Source organism: Nitrobacter sp. MLSD-S21 (genome assembly GCF_058809865.1).
This window is the reverse complement of sequence record NZ_JBXASZ010000004.1, coordinates 121,061-146,356: the sequence shown is the minus strand read 5'-3', so window position 1 is coordinate 146,356 and position 25,296 is coordinate 121,061. Positions and strand designations below refer to the sequence as shown.

At 59.0% G+C, this 25,296-nt stretch carries 23 protein-coding genes and 1 pseudogene; 9 read left to right on the top strand and 15 right to left on the bottom strand.

Annotated features, from left to right (window positions below; translation table 11 throughout):
- The first annotated feature begins 87 nt into the window (after positions 1-87).
- From AC1RT6_RS13905 to AC1RT6_RS13890, 4 genes and pseudogenes are all read left to right on the top strand, one after another.
- Entirely contained in the window at positions 88-1,332 is a 1,245-nt protein-coding gene (locus tag AC1RT6_RS13905) for a hypothetical protein (protein ID WP_493029507.1), read from the top strand.
- A complete protein-coding gene (locus AC1RT6_RS13900; RefSeq protein WP_472791076.1) occupies positions 1,329-2,984 on the top strand; it encodes a plasmid replication protein, CyRepA1 family in 1,656 nt (551 codons plus the stop codon). Before AC1RT6_RS13905 ends, AC1RT6_RS13900 begins: the two co-directional genes overlap by 4 nt.
- Before the next feature lie 84 nt (positions 2,985-3,068).
- Positions 3,069-3,977, top strand: a pseudogene (locus AC1RT6_RS13895) (YifB family Mg chelatase-like AAA ATPase); the annotation flags it as partial.
- 333 nt (positions 3,978-4,310) lie between these two features.
- On the top strand, positions 4,311-6,569 hold the full coding sequence (locus AC1RT6_RS13890; RefSeq protein WP_079445182.1) for a response regulator: 2,259 nt from the start codon (positions 4,311-4,313) through the stop codon (positions 6,567-6,569).
- 64 nt (positions 6,570-6,633) lie between these two features.
- Here AC1RT6_RS13890 and coaA read toward each other — a convergent pair whose 3' ends face one another.
- From coaA to hisB, 7 genes are all read right to left on the bottom strand, one after another.
- Positions 6,634-7,590, bottom strand: coding sequence for a type I pantothenate kinase (coaA, locus tag AC1RT6_RS13885; protein WP_079445181.1), 957 nt, complete (start codon positions 7,588-7,590; stop codon positions 6,634-6,636).
- Between the two features lie 83 nt (positions 7,591-7,673).
- Positions 7,674-7,997 carry a phosphoribosyl-ATP diphosphatase gene (locus AC1RT6_RS13880; RefSeq protein WP_079445180.1) on the bottom strand — a complete coding sequence of 108 codons (324 nt, stop codon included), beginning with the start codon at positions 7,995-7,997 and terminating at the stop codon, positions 7,674-7,676.
- A gap of 78 nt (positions 7,998-8,075) precedes the next feature.
- Positions 8,076-8,852, bottom strand: a complete 777-nt coding sequence (hisF, locus tag AC1RT6_RS13875; protein ID WP_079445179.1) for an imidazole glycerol phosphate synthase subunit HisF — start codon at positions 8,850-8,852, stop codon at positions 8,076-8,078.
- A gap of 15 nt (positions 8,853-8,867) precedes the next feature.
- The gene (hisA, locus tag AC1RT6_RS13870; protein ID WP_079445178.1) at positions 8,868-9,617 is read right to left on the bottom strand and encodes a 1-(5-phosphoribosyl)-5-[(5-phosphoribosylamino)methylideneamino]imidazole-4-carboxamide isomerase; all 750 of its coding nucleotides are present in this window, start codon (positions 9,615-9,617) and stop codon (positions 8,868-8,870) included.
- Positions 9,605-10,255, bottom strand: a complete 651-nt coding sequence (gene hisH / locus AC1RT6_RS13865; RefSeq protein ID WP_079445177.1) for an imidazole glycerol phosphate synthase subunit HisH — start codon at positions 10,253-10,255, stop codon at positions 9,605-9,607. The genes hisA and hisH overlap by 13 nt, the downstream gene beginning before the upstream one ends.
- On the bottom strand, positions 10,252-10,776 hold the full coding sequence (locus AC1RT6_RS13860; protein WP_079445176.1) for a DUF2628 domain-containing protein: 525 nt from the start codon (positions 10,774-10,776) through the stop codon (positions 10,252-10,254). The genes hisH and AC1RT6_RS13860 overlap by 4 nt, the downstream gene beginning before the upstream one ends.
- Positions 10,777-10,802: 26 nt before the next feature.
- Complete coding sequence (hisB, locus tag AC1RT6_RS13855; RefSeq protein ID WP_079445175.1) at positions 10,803-11,396, bottom strand: imidazoleglycerol-phosphate dehydratase HisB; 594 nt, start codon at positions 11,394-11,396, stop codon at positions 10,803-10,805.
- 362 nt (positions 11,397-11,758) lie between these two features.
- Between hisB and hslV the strand changes: the two genes are divergently transcribed.
- Positions 11,759-12,313, top strand: coding sequence for an ATP-dependent protease subunit HslV (gene hslV / locus AC1RT6_RS13850; protein WP_472791078.1), 555 nt, complete (start codon positions 11,759-11,761; stop codon positions 12,311-12,313).
- Positions 12,314-12,460: 147 nt separating this feature from the next.
- Positions 12,461-13,762, top strand: coding sequence for an ATP-dependent protease ATPase subunit HslU (hslU, locus tag AC1RT6_RS13845; RefSeq protein ID WP_079445173.1), 1,302 nt, complete (start codon positions 12,461-12,463; stop codon positions 13,760-13,762).
- Positions 13,763-13,976: 214 nt separating this feature from the next.
- On the opposite strand, the gene AC1RT6_RS13840 is transcribed toward hslU, so the two are convergent.
- The 3 genes from AC1RT6_RS13840 to AC1RT6_RS13830 are packed head-to-tail and all read right to left on the bottom strand — an operon-like array spanning position 13,977 to position 16,739.
- Positions 13,977-14,555 carry a Smr/MutS family protein gene (locus tag AC1RT6_RS13840; protein ID WP_079445172.1) on the bottom strand — a complete coding sequence of 193 codons (579 nt, stop codon included), beginning with the start codon at positions 14,553-14,555 and terminating at the stop codon, positions 13,977-13,979.
- Positions 14,552-16,060 (bottom strand): murein transglycosylase A, encoded by a 1,509-nt coding sequence (gene mltA, locus AC1RT6_RS13835; protein ID WP_472791079.1) that lies wholly within the window; start codon positions 16,058-16,060, stop codon positions 14,552-14,554. Before mltA ends, AC1RT6_RS13840 begins: the two co-directional genes overlap by 4 nt.
- Positions 16,038-16,739: a Tim44/TimA family putative adaptor protein gene (locus AC1RT6_RS13830; RefSeq protein ID WP_079445170.1), complete on the bottom strand. Its 702-nt coding sequence runs from the start codon at positions 16,737-16,739 to the stop codon at positions 16,038-16,040. The genes mltA and AC1RT6_RS13830 overlap by 23 nt, the downstream gene beginning before the upstream one ends.
- Positions 16,740-17,163: 424 nt before the next feature.
- Between AC1RT6_RS13830 and secB the strand changes: the two genes are divergently transcribed.
- Positions 17,164-17,649: a protein-export chaperone SecB gene (gene secB / locus AC1RT6_RS13825; RefSeq protein ID WP_079445169.1), complete on the top strand. Its 486-nt coding sequence runs from the start codon at positions 17,164-17,166 to the stop codon at positions 17,647-17,649.
- Positions 17,650-17,698: 49 nt separating this feature from the next.
- Here secB and dnaQ read toward each other — a convergent pair whose 3' ends face one another.
- The 4 genes from dnaQ to AC1RT6_RS13805 form a co-directional block, all read right to left on the bottom strand.
- Positions 17,699-18,433: a DNA polymerase III subunit epsilon gene (gene dnaQ, locus AC1RT6_RS13820; protein WP_079445168.1), complete on the bottom strand. Its 735-nt coding sequence runs from the start codon at positions 18,431-18,433 to the stop codon at positions 17,699-17,701.
- Between the two features lie 124 nt (positions 18,434-18,557).
- Positions 18,558-19,157: a dephospho-CoA kinase gene (gene coaE, locus AC1RT6_RS13815; protein ID WP_079445167.1), complete on the bottom strand. Its 600-nt coding sequence runs from the start codon at positions 19,155-19,157 to the stop codon at positions 18,558-18,560.
- A 16-nt stretch (positions 19,158-19,173) separates the two neighbouring features.
- Positions 19,174-19,782, bottom strand: coding sequence for a Maf family protein (locus AC1RT6_RS13810; RefSeq protein ID WP_079445188.1), 609 nt, complete (start codon positions 19,780-19,782; stop codon positions 19,174-19,176).
- Positions 19,783-19,789: 7 nt separating this feature from the next.
- Entirely contained in the window at positions 19,790-20,632 is an 843-nt protein-coding gene (locus AC1RT6_RS13805) for a pyruvate, water dikinase regulatory protein (protein WP_493029506.1), read from the bottom strand.
- A gap of 426 nt (positions 20,633-21,058) precedes the next feature.
- Between AC1RT6_RS13805 and hemJ the strand changes: the two genes are divergently transcribed.
- Together hemJ and rho are read left to right on the top strand one after the other, a co-directional pair.
- Positions 21,059-21,481, top strand: a complete 423-nt coding sequence (hemJ, locus tag AC1RT6_RS13800) for a protoporphyrinogen oxidase HemJ (protein WP_079445165.1) — start codon at positions 21,059-21,061, stop codon at positions 21,479-21,481.
- A gap of 279 nt (positions 21,482-21,760) precedes the next feature.
- Positions 21,761-23,026 (top strand): transcription termination factor Rho, encoded by a 1,266-nt coding sequence (rho, locus tag AC1RT6_RS13795; protein ID WP_009796565.1) that lies wholly within the window; start codon positions 21,761-21,763, stop codon positions 23,024-23,026.
- 171 nt (positions 23,027-23,197) lie between these two features.
- On the opposite strand, the gene AC1RT6_RS13790 is transcribed toward rho, so the two are convergent.
- Positions 23,198-25,228, bottom strand: a complete 2,031-nt coding sequence (locus AC1RT6_RS13790; RefSeq protein WP_079445164.1) for a thioredoxin domain-containing protein — start codon at positions 25,226-25,228, stop codon at positions 23,198-23,200.
- Positions 25,229-25,296 lie beyond the last annotated feature (68 nt).

Here is a 25,296-nt window from a genome sequence, read left to right as displayed (position 1 = left end):
CGGACGCTTTTCCGCGTCCGGACAGAGGGATGTGTCATGTCACAACGAAAAGATATCAAGGCTAAAACCACGCCCGTCATTCCACGGATGAGCCTCAGCATCAATACCGCGCTGATCGATAAGCCTGATCAAGGCGTCATGAAAGCGCACAGCGCAAGTGGCTGGGATTCAAAGGAGCTCAATGTCGCCGAACTTATCCAGCATGTCACCGACGGCCACGCATTTGCACCGCAATTCAAAGATGGGCAGCGAAAGGGAAAAAAGTTTCTCGCCGCTGGCTTTCTCGCCGCGGATTTAGACGGGACTTTGAGGATCAATGAAGCCCGAGATAATGCGTTCATAAACGGAAATGCGGCGTTCATCTACACAACAGCGTCGCACACCGACGCGGAGCATCGCCTGCGGGTTGTCTTTGCGTTGGAACGATCCATCTTAGCAGCACAGGATTGGGCCGATGCCAATCTAGCCCTCGCATTTCGACTAGGTGCAGACCTGTCGATCAGCGATAAGGCGCGATGCTTCTTCGGCTCCAGCAAAGCGTCAACGTGGAGCTATGACAACGTGATGCCTCGTGAGGTTCTCGATGATCTCATCGAGAACGGCAGGGAGCTCCGAAGCGTCCAAAAAAGCAAGCTGGCGATCAACTCGTCCAAGAGAGTCAAGAGCGAAACGCCGCTCATGCTTGCCAGCGGCGATACGGCATTTCTCGGTGACCTTGAGCCCGGGACGAGCGTCCATTGTCCGCATCACGATGATCGCCATGCAAGCGCTTTCGTCGTCCCTTCGTGGACTCGGGGCGGCTTGGGAATTCACTGCCGTGCATGCGGGCTGACCTACTGGGAGCTTGAGCCCGATCAGTATGATTTTGGAGCATTCGAGCGGATGGTTCAGCGGCGGCTTGAAAATCCGGAACGCACGTCGGAACCCAAGACCCTGTTTGAGGAATTCTTCCCGCCAGATTCCCACTGCACCGTGATTCAGGAGAGATTCCTGCCGGCCCTCAAATTTGAACCGGGCATAACCCTGGTTAAGAGCCCAAAGGGCAGCGGCAAAACAACTGCCCTGAAACAGCTTATCCATGAAATCGAGAAGAACGCTGGAAAGAATGGCTTTCCAAAATCCATCCTATTAGTCGGCCATCGACGCGCGCTGCTCAGAGAAGCGGCAAGTCGTCTGGGCCTGGCTTACTATCTTGATCTGGGACATGTCATGAAGAACCCCAGCAGGCTGGCCGTCTGCATCGACAGCCTTCCGAATTTCACCGAGAGCTACGTCTATCGATGTCAGGGTAAGCGACCATTCTTTCGACAGACCCGCCATTTGAACTCGTGATCATCGACGAATCGGAGCAGCTGTTTTCGCATTTGGTGGGCGATACGATCACAAAAACCAAAGGTGGCTTGGAGCGATGCTACGACGCGCTGGCTTTCGAGATCCAAGGGGCAAAGTCCGTCGTCGCGCTCGATGCCGACTTAGGTATGCTCACCTCCCACGTGCTGGGGTATCTTCGACCACAAGACTGGCGTGACAACACCAGCATCATTTTGAACAAGCCACTTACTCAGAAATCAGAACGGAAGCTGCAACTCTATGCCAGTGAGAAGGTGCTCAGGGAGGAGCTTATCTCCAGCATTCAGAGTGGAGAGCGATGCTTTGTGACCTCAAACTCAAAAAAGCAGATCAAAGTGCTCGCGGAAATACTGCGAGAAAAATGTGGTTCATCCCTCAAGATGAAAGTCATCACCTCGGACAATTCACAGGACCCTGCAGAAATCGATTTTGTACAAAATGTCTGTGAGGAGATTCTCAAGATTCAGGTCTTAATGTGCTCCCCGTCTCTCGGAACCGGTATTGACATCACGTTTCCCGATCCACAGGGCCTTGAGGAGAGCGGTCTATGCAAGGTCGACCGTGTGTTTGGTTTCTTTTACCCCAAGGTCAACACCCACACCGATATGGACCAGCAGTTGTGGCGCGTCCGAAATCCCGGGCAAGTCAAAGTATGGATCAGCCCCACCCGGTTTCAGTACGCGTCCAATTTTGACGTGATTCGCGACGATCTGGCGCGCGCAAGGGTCGTCCCTCGCGCGGTCACCGGCTACGCCCCGGATGGTTTGACAAAATATAATCCCACCGACCCGCTGCTGTTGATTTATACGCACGTGGTGGCAGCACAGCGCGCATCAAAGAATAATCTCATTGAATTGTTCTGCGATCTTAGACGATCCCAAGGTTGGGAGATCGAAAAGAACGACGAACAGTCACTACCCAACAAGGACCGGTCTGAGGCCGAGAAGCGACTTTGGAGCGATCACGTTCGCGGGCTACTTGAGGCTGACGATGTGGATGACGACGAATATTTGGATCTTTGCATTCTCCATGAAAATCAGACGTTGTCTCCCGCGGAGCGCCTCCGCTACGAGCGCAATTTTCTTCAGCGGGCTCTTTCGGTCGACCTGACCTACGACATTTTGGTCTTGAATCACGACAACAGGCTGCTGGAGCGCGTTGAAGCGTTGTCTAAGCTTCAGAACCGCTGGAAAGATCTTCTGAAAACCGTCCGGATGATTCTCGTGAGCCTGGACGATGAGCTTTCTCGCCTCTCCGGGGATAAGACGATTCTCATGGCTGTGCTCGCGGTTGCAGCAGGCATCGCTGACGAATCGGGATTTCGATCTGACGTCCGAATCACCGTTCAACAGCTGTCAGCGTTCGCTGATCTCTGTGAACGGAATCGTAATTTCATTCACGAGCGTACTGGGGTTCCCATTCGTCGGGACGTGCGCTCCAATCCTGTCCGGCAGCTGAATGGGCTCCTCAAGACCCTGGGCCTTAAGGTGAATCCCGTCGCCCGAGAAAAGCGAGCGAAACGGGCCACCCGGTACTACGCGTTGGATCCGGCAAAACTCGAACTCATGGCGCGATTGGCGTCGGCGTATCGCTGCAACAAGGACATCAAGGCTGAAATCGTGGCGGCAGCATAGGGGCCAGTACCCCGATATTTTAGGTTAAGTATCCTCCCTCGATCTATTGGTCCCATTACCCCAAAATGGCTCGGGTTAATTGTTCATAATATCCTGATGGTCGGCTCTCCCGGCAGCGGCAAATCAATGCTCGCGGCACGCCTGCCTTCGATTCTCCCACCGCTGTCGCCGGCCGAGCTGCTGGAAGTGTCGATGATCGCGTCGGTTGCCGGCGCAATCGACGGCGGTGCGCTCACCTCGCACCGGCCGTTTCGCGCCCCGCATCATTCCGCCAGCATGGCCGCGCTGACGGGGGGCGGCACGCGCGCCAAACCTGGTGAAATCTCGCTCGCGCATAACGGCGTCCTGTTTCTCGACGAGTTGCCGGAGTTCGATCCGCGCGTGCTGGATTCGCTCCGGCAGCCGCTCGAGAACGGCGAGATCGCGGTGTCCCGCGCCAATCATCGCGTGACCTATCCTGCGCGTTTCATGCTGGTGGCGGCGATGAATCCATGCCGCTGCGGCCATGCCTTTGAGCCTGGCTATGCCTGCAAGCGCGGCCGCATCGATCGCTGCACCGCTGACTATCAAATGCGCATCTCGGGACCTCTCCTGGACCGCATCGATCTGCGCATCGAAGTGCCGGCTGTGACCGCCTCCGATCTCATTCTGCCGCCTTCGTCGGAAGGTTCAGCCGAAGTCGGCGCTCGTGTTGCCACGGCACGGGACATTCAGGCAGCGCGCTATGCTGCGCTCGGCCTTACGAATGTCCGGACCAACGCCGAAGCCCCGGCGGCCGCGCTGGAAGACATCGCGCAACCGGATGCACAAGGGCTGAAGCTGCTCCGCGACGCCGCGGAAAGCATGCGTTTGTCGGCGCGAGGCTATCACCGGGTACTACGCGTCGCCCGCACGCTCGCGGACCTCGATGCCGCTGACAAGATCGGCCGGCTGCACCTTGCCGAAGCTCTGTCCTATCGCGCGCTCGCCGACGACATCAAACGCGCGGCCTGACATTATAGCGTTTTCGAGCGAAGCATGTCCTCGGACTTGACCCGAGGATGGTGACCTGCTCGCGTGAAGAAAACGCTTCAAAATAACAATACAGTTCGCCTCCGTCCGCGACGGATCCGCAAGTTGCCGCCCCGATCTGCCTCGCGACACCGGTCCTGTGATGTCTCGATAAGACCTCGTTAACCTTGTTCGCATCCGAACCGTTTCCGGTGTGGCCCTCGAGGACTTCCGCAATGTCATGCTTTCATGCTGACAGGGACACACACACGCTGCGCGTACTTTCGTTGGCGGCAACCGCCTCCGACGAACGCTGCAGAAAATTCGGGAAGGTCGATGGCAGCGCGATTATTCTGGATGAGGGCACGCCTGCGTGGGCTGATCCGGCAACATCCCCGGCTGAATGTTGCTTTTCGAGCCTTCATGACCTTTTCAATCGCGTTCGGAGGTGCCTACGGTTTCATTTCCGGAAGCCGAAGCGCCGATTACGACCCTCACGCCTTCGCAATCGGCATCAGCTTTCTGTTCGCGCTCGCTTGTGTCGCGCTGGCGATCCAGAGCATACGCTTGCGCAGGATGCGCAAGAAAATTCGCAAAGTTGCTCTCCACAATGAAGCGCTCGCTGATCGCAATTGGGAGCTGAAGGAAGCGGAGGAGCGCGCGCGCTGCCTTTTCGAGTCGCAGGGCGATCTGATCGTTTTGCGCGATGGGACCGGCGCCATCACCTCGGTCAATGATGCCTATTGCATCCTGGCTCAGCGATCACGGGCGGAGCTGCTTGGAACCCGGTTCGCGCTCCCCGTTCTCGAGCAAAGCGAGAGCATGATTGAATCGAACGGCACGCGAATTTGCGATCAGCGCGTCGAAACCGCACGAGGCCCCCGTTGGATTGCATGGCGCGAAGCCCTGATGCGGATCGACGCCAACCATCCGGCAGAACTACAATGCGTCGGCCGCGACGTCACCGATCGTACCGAGACCGAGCGCGTGCTCGGTGAAGCGCGGGATCACGCGAACGCGGCCAACCAGGCGAAATCGCGCTTCCTGGCGATGACGTCGCACGAGTTTCGCACACCACTTAACGGCATCATCGGCATGAGCGGATTGCTGTTGGAAACCTCGCTAACGCCCGAACAGACGACATATGTCAAGGCAGTGAAGGCATCCGGAGATGCATTGTTATCGCTGATCGAGGAGTTGCTCGACTATTCCAAGATCGAGGCCGGGAAGATCGACCTGGAACGCCGCCCTTTCATCCTGTGCGATCTGATCGAGGACATCACCGAACTGCTGGCGCCGCGTGCGCAGGCCAGGCAGCTTGAAATCGCCGCCTATATCGATGAGACCCTGCCAACCGAAGTGATCGGAGACGCCGCGCGCTTGCGCCAGGTGCTGCTCAATCTTGCAGGCAACGCAATCAAATTTACGGCGTCCGGCGGCGTTGCGCTGACCGTCGCCCCCGGCGTCGGGCACGACGATATTCGCTTCATGGTCCGTGACACTGGAATTGGCATTGCGCCGGATGCGCAGGCTCGGATTTTCCGTGATTTCGAGCAGGCCGACGACCAAATTGCGCGCAATTACGGCGGATCGGGACTGGGGTTAAGTATCAGCAATCGCATCGCTAAACGGATGGGCGGGCGCATCACGCTGCAGAGCAAGCCGGGTGCCGGTTCGACATTCGAGGTCTCAATCCCTCTTCCTGCTCACGAGAGCGCACCAGAACGAAAGCGCTTTGTCACGCCGGATCTGGCGGGACATCCAGTCATGCTCGTGGCGCCTCAGACCATCGAGACATCGCTGCTCGCCCGGCGCCTGGAGCGATGGGGGGCCGAGACTTGCACGACATCGGACCTCGCAGTTGCTCACGCGCTGCTTCCGGAGCGAGCGTGGCACGCCGTGCTTGTCGATCATGCGATGGGCAGAGATGAGATCTGGCGGCTCGGTCAGGTTGCCCGCCAACATTCGGCGCGCCGGATCGTCATGGTCACGCCATCCACAAGGCAGGACCTTCAGGCCACCGGCGCCGCGGCGTTTACGGGCTATCTTGTCAAGCCTTTGCGAGCTGCGTCGATCGCAGCGCGATTGTCTGCGCCGATCGAGGACTCGACCTTCCTTCGCACCACCAACGGCCAACCTGATTGCGACAGGCCTGAACGATCCGAGACATCGACCACGACGTCCGCACCAAGCCTTTCAATTCTCGTCGCGGAGGACAATGAGATCAATGCGCTCTTGACGCGATCACTCCTGACCCACCTCGGGCATGCCGTCATCGTCACCGCAAACGGAGAGAAAGCGCTGGAATCGTGGGACGCCGCCCTAGCCGCGGGTAAGCCCTACGATCTCGTCCTGATGGACGTCCAGATGCCGACCCTCGACGGCATTGAGGCCACCAGGAAAATTCGCGAACGAGAAGCCGCCCAGTTCGGCCGCCGCACGACCATCTTGGCGTTGACCGCCAACACGCTGACTGACGATCGTTATGCCTGCTTCGAGGCCGGCATGGATGGCTTTCTCGTCAAGCCGCTCGATCGCGACAGGCTGGCCGAAGCGCTTGCGGGATTGACGGCCGCTCGTCACGTCCCCGCCTGAGGTAACATGCACCAGTGCGCACGTCTCGTTGCCAATGAGACCTACCTTTGCGCACGAGAAATCTCTAAAGCCGCCTTAGCGCGACCTGCTCGACGACATGATCGGCCCCCTTCTTGAGGATCAGGTTCGCACGGGGCCGCGTCGGCAGAATGTTGTCCTCCAAATTGGCACGGTTGGTGCGCTCCCAGATTGCAATCGCCGTTGCGATCGCTTCATCGTCCGACAGCAGCGCGTACCGATTAAAATAGGACCGTGGGTCCTGAAAGGCCGAATCCCGCAGGGCAAGGAAGCGGGTCACGTACCAGTCGCGCAGCACCGGCTCTTCGGCATCGAGATAGACAGAGAAGTCGAAGAAATCGGAGACGACCGGAACGGCCCTGCCGTCGCGCGGGAGCGGACCGGTCTGCAGAACATTGACGCCTTCGACGATCAGAATATCGGGCTGACTGATCTCGATCCACTTATGAGGGACGATGTCGTAAGTCAGATGCGAGTAAACCGGTGCGCGCACCGGCGCACGGCCGGCCTTGATGTCACTGAGAAACGACAGCAGAACCGGCAAGTCGTAACTCTCCGGGAAACCTTTTTTCTGCATCAAGCCGCGTCGCTCGAGCACCGCGTTCGGAAACAAAAATCCGTCAGTCGTGACGAGTTCGACTTTGGGGCGCGGCGACCATCGTGCGAGCAGCGCCTGCAACACGCGCGCCGTCGTTGATTTTCCAACCGCAACCGACCCGGCAACACCGATGATATACGGCACCTTGCGATCATGAATGCCGAGAAACTGACGCTGAGCAACAAAGAGACGCTGCATCGAGGCCACATAGATCGACAGCAGTCTGGACAAAGGCAGATAAATTTCCTCGACCTCCACGAGATCTAACCGATCATGCATCGACCGTAACGCGGCGATTTCATTCGCCGCCAGCGTCATCGGCATATCGTGGCGGAGTTTTGCCCATTCGGCACGGGGGAAAACCCGATACGGATTATATTGCTGCTGTTCTGCCCGCGAATCCATGAAGCTTGCCTCGGGGCTGGAGCATGATCCCGAAAAGTGGAAACCGGCTTTCGGAAAAGATCATGCTCAAGTTGAATCGGACGCTAGTCGCGATTGCGTGCGGCTTTCTCTTCAAGTCCCGATCTCGTCGTGCGTTGCGCCAAAACAGCTTCGACATCTTCCAGCGTCACATCCCTGGCCTTCAACAGCACAAGGAAATGAAACAGGAGATCCGCACCTTCGGCGATCAAATGATGCCGATCATTCTCGACTGCCGCGATGACCGTCTCAACAACTTCCTCGCCGAGCTTCCTGGCGCAATGTACGGGGCCCTTGTCGAGCAGCTTTCGCGTGTAGGACGCATCGCCCCCGGATGCAGCCCGGGCGTCAATGATGGCAGCAAGATCATGGATCGTGAAACGCGGCATAATCCGTCTACTCGTCCGGTCGCACTTTTAGGCACACGGCAACTGTTGAATACCTAGCACTTATGCGATCCAAAGTCGTTAGGGATCGAGCCGCATGGCCAACCCGGCACGAACCATATGCTCCTTGGCTTCGCGAATGGTAAATTCCCCGAAGTGAAAGATCGATGCCGCAAGGACCGCCGTGGCATGGCCTTCGCGAATTCCATCGACCAGGTGATCGAGATTGCCGACGCCGCCGGACGCGATCACGGGCACGGAAACGCCATCGGCCACGCGCCGGGTCAGCGGCAGATCGAAGCCCTGGCGGGTGCCGTCGCGATCCATCGACGTCAGCAGGATCTCGCCCGCGCCGAGCGACACCACTTCCTGCGCATATTCGATCGCATCGATGCCGGTGGATTTGCGCCCACCATGAGTGAAGATTTCCCAACGGTCCGCGCCACCGGCCCTCGACACCCGTTTGGCATCGATGGCGACCACGATGCACTGGTCGCCAAACTTTTCCGCGGCCTCTTTGACGAACTCACGCCGGCTCACCGCTGCGCTGTTGATCGAGACCTTGTCCGCTCCGGAGCGCAGCAAGGTACGGATATCCTCGATGGTGCGAACGCCGCCGCCCACGGTCACCGGCATGAAGCAGGCTTCCGCGGTACGCCGAACCACATCCAACATGATGCCGCGATTTTCGTGCGTTGCGGTGATGTCGAGAAAGGTGAGTTCGTCGGCGCCGGCGGCATCGTATGCGACCGCCGCTTCCACGGGGTCGCCTGCATCCCGCAGGTCCACGAAGTTGACACCCTTGACGACCCGGCCATCCTTTACGTCAAGACATGGTATGACACGGACCTTGAACATCGTCGCCCGATACTCTCAAGCCGCCGCACGCGCGGCGTGAATCAGCTTCAGCGCTTCAACCGGATCGAGCCGGCCATCGTAGAGCGCCCGTCCAGCAATGGCGCCCGCGAGCTTCTTCGCACGCGGCGCGAGCAGCGCCTTTACATCCACGATGGAGGCGAAGCCACCCGACGCAATCACCGGAATTGAAATGCTGTCGGCAAGCGCAATCGTGGCATCGAGGTTCAGGCCCTTCAGCAAGCCGTCCCTGGCAATGTCAGTGAAGATGATCGCCGCGATTCCAGCGTCCTCGAACCGTCGCGCGATGTCGAGTGCCGACACTTCCGACGTCTCGGCCCAGCCGTCCACCGCGACTTTGCCATCACGCGCGTCGAGACCGACCGCAACGCGTCCCGGAAACGCCCTGGCGGCTTCCTTGACCAGAACAGGATCGCGTACCGCGGCCGTGCCGATGATGACGCGCGCAACACCCTTGCCGAGCCAGGCTTCGACCGTTTTCAGATTCCGAATGCCGCCGCCGAGCTGAACCGGCAGGGCAACGGTTTTCAAGACCCGCTCAACCGCATCCGCATTCACGGGCTTACCGGCGAACGCGCCGTCGAGATCGACCACATGCAGATACTCGAAGCCTTGTGCGGCGAATGAGCGCGCCTGCTCCGCGGGATCAAGATTGAAAACGGTCGCGCGCGCCATATCGCCCTGCTCGAGGCGAACGCACTGACCGTTCTTGAGATCGATGGCGGGGAAGAGGATCACGGTTTCCATCTCAGGAAATTGGCGATTAGAGCCAGCCCGAATCGCTGGCTCTTTTCGGGATGAAACTGAGTGCCGACCGCGGTGTCCTTGCCGACGATCGCCGTCACCGGACCACCATAATCAGCGCGCGCGAGCACGTCGGTCTCGTTGGCGGCGTTCAGGTGGTAGGAGTGCACGAAATAGGCGTGACGGCCCTTCGGTCCCAATGGCAGACGCTCGAGCACCGGATGCTCCCGCACCGGATCAAGCGTATTCCAGCCCATGTGGGGAATCTTCAGTCTCTCGTCACGCGGCGAAATTTTCTCGACGTCACCGGCGATCCAGCCTAGCCCGTCCGTTGTCACGTGCTCCCTGCCCCGTGTCGCCATCAGCTGCATCCCGACGCAAATGCCCAAAAACGGACGCGCTTTATCGCGCACCGCCTCCGTCATGGCCTCCACCATGCCGTCGAGCGCATCAAGGCCCTTGCGGCAATCGGCGAACGCGCCGACGCCGGGCAGTACCACGCGATCGGCCCGGAACACCACATCCGGATCGCGCGTCACGATGATCTTTTCCGAACCTTCCATGTTGCGCGCCGCGCACTCAAATGCCTTGGCGGCCGAATGAAGATTACCGGAGCCATAGTCGATAATCGCGGCCGTCACCGCCTGAACCCGGGTTGAGGAAACAGGCCGACGATGTCGCCGCGCAGCGTCGACGGCGGATGGGAGTGGTCCGAAGCGCCTCGGGTCGGAGGCGGCGCGCCGCGATCGATCGCCAAGGGATCGAAATCCGCGCCCGGCATCGCTCGCCAGCGATCGAAAAAACGCCGCTCAGCGGCTTCCTCGTCGTCTGCGACAACGACGTCGAGCGGACGCCACTTTTGCCGCGACAACGTCCAGCGCCGCAAACTCGCCGCTTCCAATCCCATCAGCACGGCGATCACGGCCATCACCGCAATGCGTGTTCCCCCGCTGACGCGCAGCAGCGTCATCGTGGCTTCCACCGCGATCGACAGAACCAAATACCCACCGAGCGCCAACCAAAGTCGTTGGTAAAGCAGCCACAATGGACCGAACACAAAAGCCCCAAACGAAAAGCCATCGCGAACGAACACGAAATTGTCCGTGGTGCCGCGCACGTCTGGCCCGTCGACCGGTGGCGCATGGACTGTATAGACCGACATTGCACTCTCCGCTGACAACGGAACGGTCAGCCGCCGAGCTGACCCTTTGTTGATGGCACTTCGTCCGCAGCGCGCGGATCGATCGCTACCGCTGCACGAAGCGCTCGCGCCAGACCCTTGAAGCAGGATTCGGCGATATGATGGCTGTTCTCGCCATATAGCGTCTCCACGTGCAAAGTCACTCCCGCATTGACGGCAAAGGCATTGAACCATTCGCGCACCAGTTCGGTGTCGAATTCACCGATCTTGTCGCGGGGGAAATCGACCTTGAACACGAGCACCGGCCGGCCGGAGATATCGATCACGATCCGGGACAACGTTTCGTCCATTGGCATATAGACGCTGGCATACCGGCTGATGCCAACCATCGAGCCGAGCGCCTGCTTCACAGCCTGGCCCAGCGCGATGCCGACATCCTCCGTCGTGTGGTGGTAATCGACGTGGAGATCGCCGACGGCTTTGACCGTGATGTCGATCCGCGAATGGCGGGCGAGCAGATCCAGCATGTGGTCAAAAAAGCCGATGCCGGTTGCAACCTTCGACACACCGGAGCCATCGAGGTTGACCGCGACCTCGATGTCCGTTTCCTTGGTCTTGCGCTTGATGCTCGCCGTGCGCATGAAAAGCTCTCTGCCTCGCGCATGATCCGCCTCCGCCAGAGTGTAAGCGGTTGGGCAACAAGATCACGCGCCATCTAACGATCTGAGCGCGTCGGACACAAATCGATATCCACTCCTGCTGACCGCGCTCTGATAGAACGCGGCTCTTTTAACAGGCTCAGGTCCCCTTCGCTACTGCGGGATGATGCATTTTGCTAGTGTTCTTCGAGCATGGTGACTAGTGGAGGGATTTGACATTCGCCACCCATTTGCCGCGGGCACCGAGATGCGAATGTTGGAATCGGACCACTGGAACGGAATCCAACGCCGATTGCAACGCGGCGCGGCAATGCCTAAATCTGGCGGGTCATCAAGGGGTTCATATGCAAGCATCACAGCCGGAGGTGTGGCACGGCACCACGATCCTGACCGTCCGCAAGGGCGGCAAAGTGGTCATTGGCGGAGACGGTCAGGTGTCGATCGGACAGACCGTCATCAAATCCAACGCGAAGAAGGTCAGGAAGCTCGGAAAAGGCGACGTCATCGGCGGCTTCGCCGGCGCCACCGCCGATGCCTTCACCCTGTTCGAGCGGCTGGAAAGCAAGCTCGAACAGTATCCCGGCCAACTCACCCGCGCCGCCGTCGAACTCGCCAAGGACTGGCGAACCGATCGCTATCTGCGGCGGCTGGAAGCCATGATGCTCGTTGCCGACAAAGACGTCTCGCTGGTGCTGACCGGGACCGGAGACGTGCTGGAGCCCGAATCCGGCGTGATGGCGATCGGCTCTGGCGGGAATTACGCGCTTGCCGCCGCGAGGGCCCTGGTCGACTCCGACAACGACGCCGCGACCATTGTCCGCCGTTCTCTCGATATCGCCGCCGATATCTGCGTTTATACCAATCGAAACTTGACGGTCGAGATGCTGTCCACGGATTGAGCACGACGGCTCCTGCAGGAGGCTCTTGTCGGAGTATTCGTGACAACCGTCGTCGTGCCAATCTATCCAGCTCGGCGTCACTGGCAGGCCGGGCCGCCCATCATTTGACCGCTTGTTCCCCCAACGATCCAACATATCTTCGAGAACATGATGAACTTCTCTCCTCGCGAAATCGTCTCCGAACTCGACCGTTTCATAGTTGGCCAGACCGACGCCAAACGCGCCGTCTCCATCGCGTTGCGCAATCGCTGGCGGCGCCAGCAATTGACCGGACCACTGCGCGAGGAGGTGTTGCCGAAGAACATTTTGATGATCGGCCCGACCGGCGTCGGCAAGACGGAGATCGCGCGACGGCTGGCGAAGCTTGCAAACGCCCCCTTCCTCAAGGTGGAGGCCACGAAATTCACCGAAGTGGGATACGTCGGACGCGACGTCGAACAGATCGTCCGTGATCTCGTGGAAGTCGCGATCGGCCAGACCCGCGAGCGCAAGCGCAAGGATGTTCAAGCACGCGCACAGCTTGCCGCCGAGGAGCGCGTTCTGGACGCCTTGGTCGGCGCCAATTCGAGCGCCGCAACGCGTGATTCCTTTCGCAAGAAACTGCGGGCAGGTGAACTGAATGACAAGGAAATCGAGATCGAGACGCAATCATCCGGCGGAGCACCGATGTTCGAGATTCCCGGCATGCCGGGAGCACAGGTCGGTGCGATCTCGATCGGTGATATTTTCGGCAAGATGGGCGGACGAACCAAGACCCGCCGGCTGACCGTTTCTGACTCTCATGAAATCCTGATCAACGAGGAATCTGACAAGCTGCTCGATAGCGATCAGCTCACGCTGGAAGCGATCGCTGCGGTCGAAAATAACGGCATCGTGTTTCTCGACGAGATCGACAAGATCTGCGTGCGTGACGGGCGCAGCGGCGGCGACGTCTCGCGCGAAGGCGTGCAGCGCGACCTGCTGCCGCTGATCGAAGGAACGACGGTCTCGACCAAGCATGGCGCGGTGAAGACCGACCATATCCTGTTCATCGCGTCAGGCGCGTTTCATATTGCCAAGCCTTCCGATTTGCTCCCCGAATTGCAGGGCCGGCTGCCGATCCGCGTCGAACTGGAGGCCCTGACACGCAATGACTTGCGGCGCATCCTGACCGAGCCAGAGGCCTCGCTCATCAAACAATACGTCGCGTTGATGCAGACCGAAGAGGTCACGCTCGACATCACCGATGATGCCGTCGACGCACTCGCGGATATCGCGGTTGCGGTGAATTCAACCGTGGAGAACATCGGTGCGAGACGGTTGCAGACCGTCATGGAGCGGGTGCTCGACGACATCTCGTTCACGGCTCCTGACCGCAAAGGCGAGACGGTCCGCATCGACTCCGGATATGTCCAGAAGCATATCGGGGATCTGGCCAAGAATGCCGATTTGAGCAGGTTCATCCTCTAGAGTCTGTCACCGCGTCACGGAAACGCTGAAAGATTCTATTTTTTTGACGCGTTTTTTCCCGCGAACCGGATTCCATTTTTGGGTCAAGCCCAAGGACGTGCTTCGCTCGAAAACGCTATGGAGACTGATTCCGACATCAGACTCGAGCGCTGGCTTTTGATCGCACCTTTTGATCGCGGATGATCCAATCCCGAAAACCGGTTCGTTTTCGGGATTATGCTCTGACTCGGCGTCGCAACCGCACGTAAAGCGCGCCCTCGCCGCCATGGCCGGAGTGGGCCTCGTCGAAACCCACGACCAGCGAGCGAAACTCGGGGAGAGCAAGCCATTGCGGGACCTGCCGGCGCAGTACGCCCCGCTCGGAGTCCAGCCCCCTCGCGCGGCCCTTGCCGGTAATGACAAGCACGAAGGTGAGGCCATCGCCCGACGCGTTTTGTAAAAATTGCAGAAGGGCTCGATATGCCCGCGTTTGCGTCATGCCATGCAGGTCGATCCGGGCATCGATGTCTTTCCGCCCTCGTGACAATTGCGATCGCTCGCGGCGGGTGAGCGGCGCTGGCTGCGGGCTATTGAATCTGGCCGTTTTTTTGATTGAGCTTGATTCGGACCACGTCGCGGGGTTCGCAATCCTGGCGGACTTCACTTCAAGCCGGAGTTGCAATGGATCTGGCCGAGGCCGTTTGCGCAATGGCTTGGCTTGCCCCGCAACGCCTTCCCACAAACGGCGCTCTTCCTCCGTAAGTACGCGCTGGCGGTTTGGCCGCGCGGATGCGTCGGGCGACAAGCGTTTCATCGCGCCCAGCGATGCCAGCGGCGGCGGTAATGGGTGCGATGCCGCCGGTTGTGCATGGATCTGACCTCAGGCCGCGCCGAGGGCAGCGGGGTGGCGTTCGATGGTGCGGCTTTCGCCGCTGGCGTCGGAGCAGCCCCGGCTTGTTCACCCGCGGGAAAAGAAGAGGGCGCGGAGGTATGCGGGGTGTTGGCCGGCTTCTGATCCTTGGGCGGAAAAAGCTTTGCTATTCTTGCCGAGGGTCGTGTTTGCGGAAGCGGCATGGTTCTGGCGCGAGCGACCGGATCAAGGCTGTTCGGGACGAGCATGACGAAGTGCATATGGTGTCGCAGACGGCCCGACACCCGCCCCGCTTCCGAACCGGCGCCGAAGTAAAGGTCCGCGCGGGCCGGACCAACAATGGCAGAGCCTGTATCTTGCGCAATCATCAGTCGATGAAAAGGCGTTTTCGCCTGTTCGGATTCGATCGGCAACTCGCCTTCGATGAAGAAAGGCGTGCCATAGACATGCAGCGATTTGTCGACCGCAATCGACCTGCCCGGCGTCAAAGGCAGACCCTGTGCTCCGATCGCCTCGTCGTTGTCCGAGAGCTTCACCTCGTGAAAGAACACGTAGGAGCGGTTCTGACGGCGCAATTCCTTGGCGCCATCCGGGTTTTCATTCATCCACTGCCGGATGCGTTGCATCGACATCTGATCCTTCGGGACGATGCTGCGTTCGATCAGAATACGACCGACTGCGGTATATGGATATCCGTTATAGGAATCATAGTTGATGCGTAAGGTGGAGCCGTCCTCGAGCCGAACGCGCGCTGAGCCCTGGATTTGCGTGAAGAGCAGATCGGTCTGGCTCTTGAGCCAGCAGATTTCGAGGCCGCGGCCTTCGATCGCGCCATCCTCGATTTCGGCGCGATCGTAGTAGGGGACCAGCTTTCGGCGGCCAATCTTGCGATACACCGGCCCGCTGTTGGGCAGGCTCGGCGCGCTTTGCGTGAATCCCCGGACAAAAAGGTTCGAGGGGCGCCGGTAAACCGGGACGGTGTAGACATCCGTTCTGGCGCGCGACCCGTCGATGATTGGCTCGTAATAGCCGGTAACGAAACCGTCCGTTTCGCCGAGACGTGAAATGCGCACGGCCCGGAAATGGTTTTCGAAGAAGGCTTTCGCTTTGGCGTCGTCTGAGATGTTGGCCGTCTTCGCCGCTCGGCACGGCTCCCACAAGGTTGCGCCGAGCGCCTTCTGACTGACGGCCGTTATACGCCGCACAGTGACGGCGCGGCAGCTGGCGCGAAAAGCCTTGAACGCGTCAAGATGATTGTCGTTGTTCCAGCCAGCGATGCCAGCCCAGGAAACCGGCGAGTATTGACCATCAACGATCTCGAGCGGCCCGGCCGAACGATGATGGCTATCGTGAGCTTGGGCGGCGACAGGCGCAATCGCGGCGGCGACGCATAATCCGACCGCGCACCTTCTTAACCGATAGAAGTCAGCTGACGCTTCCGGTGCCAACCAGTTTCCAGTTCGGATCGCGCGACGAGATATCGCGGGCAAACGTCCAAACATCGGTAATATCGGAAATCTTCTCAGGGTTTCCGTCGACGATCACTCCGGTCCTGTCGCGGGTGACAGAAATCATCTGCGAAATGAAGCGGACCGTCAGTTGCTCGGCGCCGTCTCGCAATTCCGCACCGATCAACTCGGCTTTATCAATTGATACAAATCGCGTTTCGGTCTTCTGCTCGAGTCTCTCTCTATCCTTGATAGCCGCATCAAAGCTTTCATAGACATCCGACGACAGCAGGTCCTTCAAAGTCCGGCGATCCCCGTTGGCGAATGCCAGTACGATCATCTCATAGGCACTGCGTGCGCCGCTCAGGAAATGCCCGGGATCGAAGGAGGAATCCTGGGCTGCAATAGCATCGAGCCCTAAAGCGAGTGTCGTGCCCGGTTCAGCCAAATTCTTCCAGCGATCGGAATTTGGCCCCACATCGGCGGTGGGCGTCGCGGATGACTGATTGATCACGGTTCCCGGCACCGGAACGACGTTGTTGTCCTGGGTACCACGCAGGACTTCCCGCGTAGCATCGTAAGGCGGACGCTCACTTCCTGTCCGCTGCCCGAGAACACTGCGCAGACGCAGGAAAATAAAGACCGCCAGCGCCAGGAAAATGATGGTGTAAATATCCACGTCGTCTTCACTTTCTGATCGGCTAGGATCACGGCCTGCGAACAAACGTCCAGCCGTGGGCCAGGTTCGCATCGGACGGCCGGATTTATTTAAGTACGAAACATAGTCCGGCCAAGGGCGGATTTTAGCATAACGAGCGGACCAGGGAGGGTGCCTCCTTTGCCAAGTTGACCAAACATAGCGCGTTTCCGATCAAAGGGGAAAGTCCGATTGCAGGCAGAAAGCGCATTCCCTCAACAGTTTGAGGGCACGGGCGAAAGGCCTGTGGTGCGGCCGAGGGACGCCCCCGGGTTCACTGGCGCGTCCGCCGTCCTTGTGGACAGCGGCAGGCTTATGTTAGCCACTCGCCCCGACGCGGCACTTCGCTCTTCAAGCAGGCGCATCGTCTGACAAGTCGGCTTGAAGTTTTAGGAGAGAGAGATCCATGACCAACGGCAACGGCACGCCTCCCGAGGCAGCCCCTTCACCCCAATTGAACGTGCTGGCCCAGTACACCAAAGATTTCTCTTTCGAGAATCCCAACGCGCCCGCCTCCCTCGCGCCTCAGCAACAGCCTCCGTCGATCAGCGTTCAGATCAATGTGGGCGCCAGCAACGTGGCGGAGAACGACTATGAGGTGGTGCTTAAAGTCGAAGGCAAGGCTGAACATACCGGCAAGCTGATGTTCAGTTTCGAGCTCGCCTATGCGGGCGTGTTCCGAATCGTCAACGTCCCCCAGGAAAATCTTCACCCCCTGGTCATGATCGAATGCCCACGGCTGCTGTTCCCATTCGCTCGCGAAATTGTCGCCACAACCGTTCGTGGCGGCGGATTTCCGCCACTGATGCTCGACCCAATTGATTTTGTAAGCCTGTATCGACAAAACATGGAGCGTCAGGCCGCCGCCGCGGCGCAACAAAAGCCAAGCTAATCCACGGCGAGCGAGGCCGTCGCCCTTAAAGGCGATTCATATACGTGAATCAGACGCCATCCCGTTCCAGGACTGGATTCAGCTTTTCGGATTCCTGGGCCAGGAATTCTGTCCAGATCGCCTTCTCGCCGAGCGTAGCGACGAAATTCCGATGCGCAATGCGGTCGGCCTCGGTCACGCGCGAGGACAGCGGCACCGTTCGCTGACGTCTTGGCAGTTCCAAAGTTCCGCCGGATTGACGGGGCGTGGCTTCAGCCAGGATTAATTGCGACTGGCGCGCGCCAATGAGATCAATATAGACTTCCGCAAGCAGCTCGGCGTCCAGCAATGCGCCGTGTTTGGTTCGGCGGCTATTGTCGATGGCATAGCGCGAGCACAGGTCGTCCAGCCGGTTCGAGACGCCGGGATGTTTTCGACGCGCCATCAATAGCGTGTCTACCAACCGCTCGCGGCCGATCGCCTGCCTTTTGAGGCGATCAAGCTCGGCATTGATGAAGCTGATATCGAACGATGCGTTGTGAATGATCAGAGGCGCATCACCAATAAATTCCAGAAACTCATCAACGACGTGCGCAAACAGCGGTTTGTCGGCAAGGAATTCGCTCGACAGGCCATGTACCGCGAACGCCTCTTGTGGCATATCGCGTTCCGGATTGATGTAACGGTGGAACGTTTGCCCCGTCGGCATGCGGTTGAATATCTCAACGCAACCGAGCTCAACCAGACGATCGCCTCGCAGCGGATCCAGGCCGGTGGTTTCGGTATCGAGAACGATTTCGCGCATGCGCTTTCGTGATATTAGAGCGTTTTCCAGCGAAGTGAATGTCAGTTCGCGTGAAGAAAACGCGTCAAATCAAAATCATAGTGCTCGCTTCTGATTCCCTCAGAAGCGGACCGGCTCAGGAGAATCAGAGCCGCCGCCGCGGCATCTTAGCAGCTGCTGCCAAGATTTCCCGGATTTGCGCGCGCACGTGATCAAGACCGTGCGAGGTATCCACTACGAAATCCGCCCGCGTGCGCTTTTCGGCATCCGGCAACTGCCGGGCAAGGATTGCTTCCAGCTTTTCGCTCGTCATGTTGTTGCGAGCCATGATGCGCTTGCGCTGAATGTCAGGCGTTGTCGTGACGACAACGACCGCGTCGACATCCTGCTCGCCGCCGGTTTCAAACAGCAACGGCACATCAACCACCGCTACCGCTGCACCTGACCGCTCAGCCTGCTCGAGAAACGCGCGACGGTAGACATGCAGCATGGGGTGCACGATCTCCTCAAGCCGCTTCATGGCTGCGGTATCGTGCACGACCTTTGCCGACAATTTCTCACGGTCGACTTTGCCGTCGACGGTCGTGCCGGGAAACGTGGCCTCAATCACCGGGGCCGCCTCTCCTTCATAGATGGCGTGAACGGCCGCGTCCGCATCGTAAACCGGAATCCCCGCTTCTGAAAAAAGTCGGGCGGTGGTCGATTTCCCCATTCCGATCGAGCCGGTCAGCCCAAGCACCAGCATATCCGAACATCCGCTGTTACAGCGATAGCAACTCTTGAGAGCGCAGAAAAGCAAGCAGCGGCAACAGCGGCAAGCCTAGAATGGTGAAATGATCTCCTTCGATCAGGCTAAATAGATGGATGCCGAGGCTTTCGAGCTGATAGGCGCCGACACTGGAGGAAGCCGCATCGCCAGCCGCGTCCAGATACACTCTGATCGTGTCCTCGCTCAGTTCCCGCATCGTCATCCGCGCGACTGAGACATTTTCAAACAGCGGCTTACCATCGCGCACGACCGAGACGCCGGCGTGCAAAAGATGAGTCCGCCCAGAAAGCGCACGCAGATGTGCGGCCGCCCCCGCGCGCCCGACCGGCTTGTTGAACAGACAGCCATCGCATTCGAGCGTCTGATCCGCCCCGATGACGTAGCGGCCGGGCGAGCGCAACGAAACGTCACGTGCTTTTTCACAGGCCAAACGGGCCGCGATCTCACCGGCGGTCGTGAGGCCGGAACTTTGCTGGACGGTTCGCTCGTCGATCGCAGCCGGGACTGTCTCGAATGACAGACCTGCATTGGCGAGCAATAGTTGTCGCACCCGGCTTTGCGACGCCAGTATCAGGGGTTTTGATTCGCGCCATATCGCCATTTCCGGCCTACCCCGGACCACGCTGCCGGCGCCTGTCGGCAAACAGCTTCATGATCGCCGCGGCCGTCTCCTCGATCGACCGGCGAGTGACATCCAGTTGAGCCCAGTCGTGTTTCATACTCAGGCGGCGGGCGTGGATCACTTCGTCCGTAACAGATTGGCGATCGATATAGGCCTCATTGCCTGGTCCTGCCCCGATGCTCAACAACCGGTTCTGCCGGACCTGAATCAGGCGCTCGGGTGTTGCATGAAGACTGACAACCAAGGGGTTCTTCAACGATTCGAGTTGACGTGGAATCGCGATGCCCGGCACTAGCGGAACGTTCGCAGTGCGGATGCCGCGGTTGGCAAGGTAGACCGACGTTGGTGTCTTCGAGGTGCGCGACACACCGACCAAAACAACGTCCGCCTCCTCCAGACCTTCGACGTGCTGCCCATCGTCATGCATCATCGTGTAGTTCAAGGCGTCGATACGCTTGAAATAGTCCGCGTTCAGCGTGTGTTGGGCACCAACGCGGCCGGTCGTATCAGCGCCAAGGTAGGCCTGAAACAGCTGCATGACCGGGCCGATAATCGAAAGGCTTGGACTGTTAATCGCCTGGCACTTGGCCTCGAGGCGCGCCACCAGATCCTTTTCCAGCAGTGTGAACAGAACGATTCCCGGCGCTTCCTCGATTTCCGCAAGAACGCGATCGAGCTGCTTCTGGCTGCGAACCATAGGGTAGACGTGTTCGATAGGCGTGACATCGGCATATTGGGCGGCCACCGCGCGTGAAACGGTGATCAGCGTCTCGCCAGTCGAATCGGAGACAAGATGAAGATGAAAATCGCGGCCGGTCACGGGTGCCATGGACCTGCATACCCTGTGTATCGTTGTGGAGACCTAGCCGCAATTTCGCTTATTCTGCGACAGCTACGGGATAACCTTGATTTTTCTTCACAGGTCTCCTGAAGGCAAAACTCTGTCCGCCGTCTCGGAAGATAGTAGGGCTGTGTGGACTTGTCTCTTGATAATCACGTACGAATGCGGGGTAAGTACCTGGCTCCACGATGATCTTTTGATTGATCGTGAATGCCTCGGAATCTCGTGCCTATGTGGGCAAGGTACGGAAAAGACGGGGACGACATTGTGTTCGCCCAATTCACCGTCACTTAAACTCAAACTGAAGAATCTTAAGATTTTCTTTAGAAAGAGTCGCTTGCGGATATCGCTCCGATTCTGGCAGGTACTGGACGCGCGGCAGATCGTAAGACCGAGACCTGAACGAGACGATCGATGTACGAATGGATCAAAGCCTTTCATGTCATTGCGATCATTTCCTGGATGGCGGGAATGCTTTATCTGCCGCGGCTGTTTATCTATCACTGCGATGCGGAGATCGGCTCGAAGCAATCCGAGACGTTCAAGATCATGGAGCGCAGGCTCTTCAAGGCCATCATCAATCCGGCGATGATGGTGGCTTGGGGACTCGGTCTTTATATGATGTGGGAGCGTCAGTGGTATTCGGTCGGCTGGTTTCAGGGTAAATTGGCGCTCGTCATCCTGATGTCCGCCGTTCACGGCTATTTCGCCCGCCGCGTGCGCGATTTCGCGGCCGACCGCAATGTGATGAGTCAGAAATTCTATCGTATTATCAATGAGGTTGTAACAGCCCTCATGATAGGCATCGTTATTCTGGTCATCGTCAAGCCATCTTAGGCCGGAAAACGACCGGCAAGAGTCTGTCAGCACCTCCTTGCGCGGAGGCAATCAATTTTCTATATTGTGCGCATCCCACCCTACGCAGGCGGATGTGGTCGCGTCCCGGTTTCTAAATCGAACCGGTCGCCACGTCAGGTTTGAAGCCTTTCGGTGCCCTTCCTCGCTCGAGGTTTTTCCCGGTACGGGCAGGACTGCGGACTTTTCTTTCGGTCGTCGTCCGCATCTTCACGAAACCGCCTGGCAATCCTCCTCAAGCATTCCACAGGACTTCTCCCAATGCGGGAAATGAAACTTCAAGACCTCAAAGCCAAGACTCCAGCTGAACTCGTCTCGTTTGCGGAAGAGCTTGGGGTTGAAAATGCCAGCACCATGCGCAAGCAGGAGCTGATGTTCGCGATTCTGAAGCAGCTTGCCATCCAGGAAACCGATATCATCGGCGAGGGTGTCGTTGAGGTGCTCTCGGACGGCTTCGGCTTCCTGCGCTCGCCGGACGCTAACTATCTGCCTGGTCCGGACGATATCTATGTTTCGCCATCGCAGATTCGCCGCTTCGGTCTGCGAACCGGAGATACCATTGAAGGGCACATTCGTAGCCCCAAGGAGGGCGAGCGCTACTTTGCGTTGTTGAAAGTCAACACGCTCAATTTCGAGGATCCCGAGAAGTCCAAGCACAAGGTCAACTTTGACAACCTGACGCCTTTGTTCCCCGATCAGCGGTTCCGGCTCGAGCTGGAAGATCCCACTCGTAAGGATCTGTCGGCGCGGGTTATCGATATCGTCGCTCCGATCGGCAAGGGTCAGCGCGCCCTGATCGTGGCGCCGCCACGGACCGGCAAGACCGTGCTGATGCAGAACATCGCGCACTCCATCACCGCCAATCATCCCGAATGCTATCTGATCGTTCTTCTGATCGATGAACGTCCCGAGGAAGTCACCGACATGCAACGCTCGGTGAAAGGCGAAGTCGTGTCTTCCACTTTCGACGAACCGGCGGTGCGCCATGTCCAGGTTGCCGAGATGGTGATCGAAAAGGCCAAGCGTCTGGTCGAACACGGTCGCGACGTCGTTATCCTGCTCGATTCGATCACGCGTCTGGGCCGCGCCTACAACACCGTGGTGCCCTCCTCCGGCAAGGTGTTGACAGGCGGCGTCGATGCTAACGCCTTGCAGCGGCCAAAGCGGTTCTTCGGCGCAGCGCGCAACATCGAGGAAGGCGGCTCACTGACCATCATCGCTACCGCGCTGGTCGATACCGGAAGCCGTATGGACGAAGTGATCTTCGAAGAGTTCAAGGGTACCGGCAATTCGGAGCTGATCCTCGACCGCAAGGTCGCCGACAAGCGAACCTTCCCGGCGATCGACATCGCCCGCTCCGGGACGCGCAAGGAAGAGCTGATCACCGATCCGCAACTGCTCAAGAAGATGTATGTGCTGCGGCGCATCCTCAACCCGATGGGTACCATGGATGCGATCGAGTTCCTGCTCGACAAGCTGCGCAACACTAAGAACAACGGTGAGTTCTTTGAGTCGATGAATACTTGATCATTCGGGCTTGGGTGCGCGGCTCTCGCGCAAGCGAAAGTGTTTGGCTTCTCAACCCGCTTTCGAGTCTCCTAGAGCATTATTGCTTCTGATTGAATCAGAAGCGAAGCTCTGGATTATCGTTTTGACGTGGTTCCTTCACGCGAACCGGTCACCACTTCGCTCGAAACGCTATAAAATCCCGCTAAGGGCCTCGGGATGGGTCAACGGCAGCGAGCAGGACTGACCGCGGCAGATGAAAGCGGCGCTTTGCGTCACCGCCGTAATCTTTGCTCGCGCCGAATGATCCTGCGGCAGCGCATCGGCATGCGGCGCGTGCAGCACGATGCTTGTCGCGTGCGGCAGTTTTCGTGCGGCGCTGAGCAACGCGTCGGCTTGTGCGCCCTCGCCGACCACGACGATCTCCGCGCCGCTGAGGCGAAGATCAAGCGCATTCATGAGCGACAGCTGGCCAAAGCCGTTCTCGGTCGCGCTCGGCAGCAAGGCAGCGAAGAGGTTATCGATGCAGTCGCGCCATTTTGTGGCGCCGGTCAGCGCGGCGAGCCGTACCAGGTTTTGCGCGATTAGTCCGTCGTGGTTGGGGATGGCGTCATCGGCCGTCGAATGCGGCCGCACGATCAGCCCTTCGGCGTCGTCGGCCGTTAGGTAATAGCCGCCATGGTCGACATCGGCGTAGTGCGTGTCCAACGTGGATTGCCAGCGTAACGCCTGCGCAAGATATGCGTTGTCGCCGGTCGCTTCGAACAGAGCGAGCGCGGCGCGTCCCATCGCGGCATAGTCGGACGCGAGCGCCGGAATCAAAAGCCTTCCCTCGCGCCAGGAATGTCCAAGCCGCCCGTTGCGGGTCATGTTGGTCCGAACGAACTCGAACGCCGTTCGCGCGGTTTGCAGCCAGTCAGGCTTGTCGAAGACGCAAGCGGCGTGAACGAGAGCGGCGATCATCAAGCCGTTCCAGTCGGCGAGAACTTTATCATCGAGTCCCGGACGAACCCGGCTTTCCCGGTGCGCCAGTAGCTTTTCGCGCAGCGCCCGCATGTGAGCGATGTCGTCGCTGGCCACATCGATGCTTCTGAGGCGGTTGGGAATATTGTGACCTTCGAAATTGCCGTTTGCGGTGATGTCATAGCGCGCGGCAAAATCGGCGGCGTCGGCAGGGCCGAGCACCTCATTGACCTCTTTCAGAGACCAAACGTAGAACTTGCCCTCCTCGCCTTCGGTGTCCGCATCGAGTGAAGAGGCAAAACCGCCCTCGGCCGCCAGCATTTCCCGGCGCAGCCAATCGACCGTCTCGATCGCGCGTTCGCGGTACAACTGATTATTGCTACGTGCATAGTCGAGCGCGAGCAGATCAAGGATCTGTGCGTTGTCGTAAAGCATCTTCTCGAAGTGCGGCACCAGCCATCTGTTGTCGACCGAATAGCGTGCATAGCCGCCGCCAAGGTGATCGTAGATACCGCCCTGGCTCATTCGGGTCAGGGTCAGCGTTGTGGCCGAGAAGAAGCGGTCGTCGTGGGTGCGCGCACCGGCGCGCCAGAGAAATTCCAGCACCGAACACTGCGGGAATTTTGGTGCGCCCTGCAGGCCGCCGTGCACCGGGTCGGTTGAACGTGTGATGGCGACGGCTGCGTTATTGAGTTCGGCAACGCCGAGATTGGCCGGGTTTTTCGACTTGGCGCGTTCGGAAAGCCGTGCGATCAGCGCGTCGCGGTTGCGCGAGATTTTATCAGGCTGATCGCGAAAGACCTGCGCCACCGATTGTAGAACGTCGGTGAATGCCGGGCGGCCGAAGTCCGGTAGCTTCGGAAAATAGGTGCCGCCCCAAAACGGCGATCCATCGGGCAACAGGAACATCGTCAGCGGCCAGCCGCCCTGCTCGCCGAGATGGTGCAGCGCGCTCATGTAGATCTGATCGATATCAGGCCGCTCCTCGCGATCGACCTTGATGCAGACGAACAGTTCGTTCATCACTGCGGCGACCTCGTCGTCTTCGAAGCTTTCGTGCGCCATGACATGGCACCAGTGACAGGCTGCGTAACCGATTGAGAGCAGGATCGGACGGTTGCTGCGCTGCGCCTCAGTGAGCGCCTCGGGTCCCCAGGGCCACCAATCGACGGGATTGTGCTTGTGCTGCAGCAGGTAGGGACTGGTTTCCGCGGCCAGACGGTTCTCTGGGCGGTCTGACCCCGTAGCGACGTGATTCATATCGGAGTGCCCTTCTGCGAATCTGCGATAGCGGAAAACGTACGGCGGGGTTCGTTGCAATTGCTTTG

Coding starts and splice junctions, on each gene's coding strand:
- hslU (WP_079445173.1), top strand. CDS start 12,461: ATGATGAACTTCTCTCCTCGCGAAATCGTCTCCGAACTCGACCGTTTC.
- coaE (WP_079445167.1), bottom strand. CDS start 19,157: ATGCTGGTGCTTGGGCTGACCGGCTCGATCGGAATGGGGAAATCGACC.
- secB (WP_079445169.1), top strand. CDS start 17,164: ATGACCAACGGCAACGGCACGCCTCCCGAGGCAGCCCCTTCACCCCAA.
- hisF (WP_079445179.1), bottom strand. CDS start 8,852: ATGTTCAAGGTCCGTGTCATACCATGTCTTGACGTAAAGGATGGCCGG.
- hemJ (WP_079445165.1), top strand. CDS start 21,059: ATGTACGAATGGATCAAAGCCTTTCATGTCATTGCGATCATTTCCTGG.
- dnaQ (WP_079445168.1), bottom strand. CDS start 18,433: ATGCGCGAAATCGTTCTCGATACCGAAACCACCGGCCTGGATCCGCTG.
- hisB (WP_079445175.1), bottom strand. CDS start 11,396: ATGCGCACGGCGAGCATCAAGCGCAAGACCAAGGAAACGGACATCGAG.
- coaA (WP_079445181.1), bottom strand. CDS start 7,590: ATGGATTCGCGGGCAGAACAGCAGCAATATAATCCGTATCGGGTTTTC.
- AC1RT6_RS13805 (WP_493029506.1), bottom strand. CDS start 20,632: ATGGCACCCGTGACCGGCCGCGATTTTCATCTTCATCTTGTCTCCGAT.
- AC1RT6_RS13890 (WP_079445182.1), top strand. CDS start 4,311: ATGGCAGCGCGATTATTCTGGATGAGGGCACGCCTGCGTGGGCTGATC.
- AC1RT6_RS13790 (WP_079445164.1), bottom strand. CDS start 25,228: ATGAATCACGTCGCTACGGGGTCAGACCGCCCAGAGAACCGTCTGGCC.
- rho (WP_009796565.1), top strand. CDS start 21,761: ATGCGGGAAATGAAACTTCAAGACCTCAAAGCCAAGACTCCAGCTGAA.
- AC1RT6_RS13860 (WP_079445176.1), bottom strand. CDS start 10,776: ATGTCGGTCTATACAGTCCATGCGCCACCGGTCGACGGGCCAGACGTG.
- hisA (WP_079445178.1), bottom strand. CDS start 9,617: ATGGAAACCGTGATCCTCTTCCCCGCCATCGATCTCAAGAACGGTCAG.
- hslV (WP_472791078.1), top strand. CDS start 11,759: ATGCAAGCATCACAGCCGGAGGTGTGGCACGGCACCACGATCCTGACC.
- AC1RT6_RS13840 (WP_079445172.1), bottom strand. CDS start 14,555: ATGAAACGCTTGTCGCCCGACGCATCCGCGCGGCCAAACCGCCAGCGC.
- AC1RT6_RS13810 (WP_079445188.1), bottom strand. CDS start 19,782: ATGGCGATATGGCGCGAATCAAAACCCCTGATACTGGCGTCGCAAAGC.
- AC1RT6_RS13905 (WP_493029507.1), top strand. CDS start 88: ATGAGCCTCAGCATCAATACCGCGCTGATCGATAAGCCTGATCAAGGC.
- AC1RT6_RS13880 (WP_079445180.1), bottom strand. CDS start 7,997: ATGCCGCGTTTCACGATCCATGATCTTGCTGCCATCATTGACGCCCGG.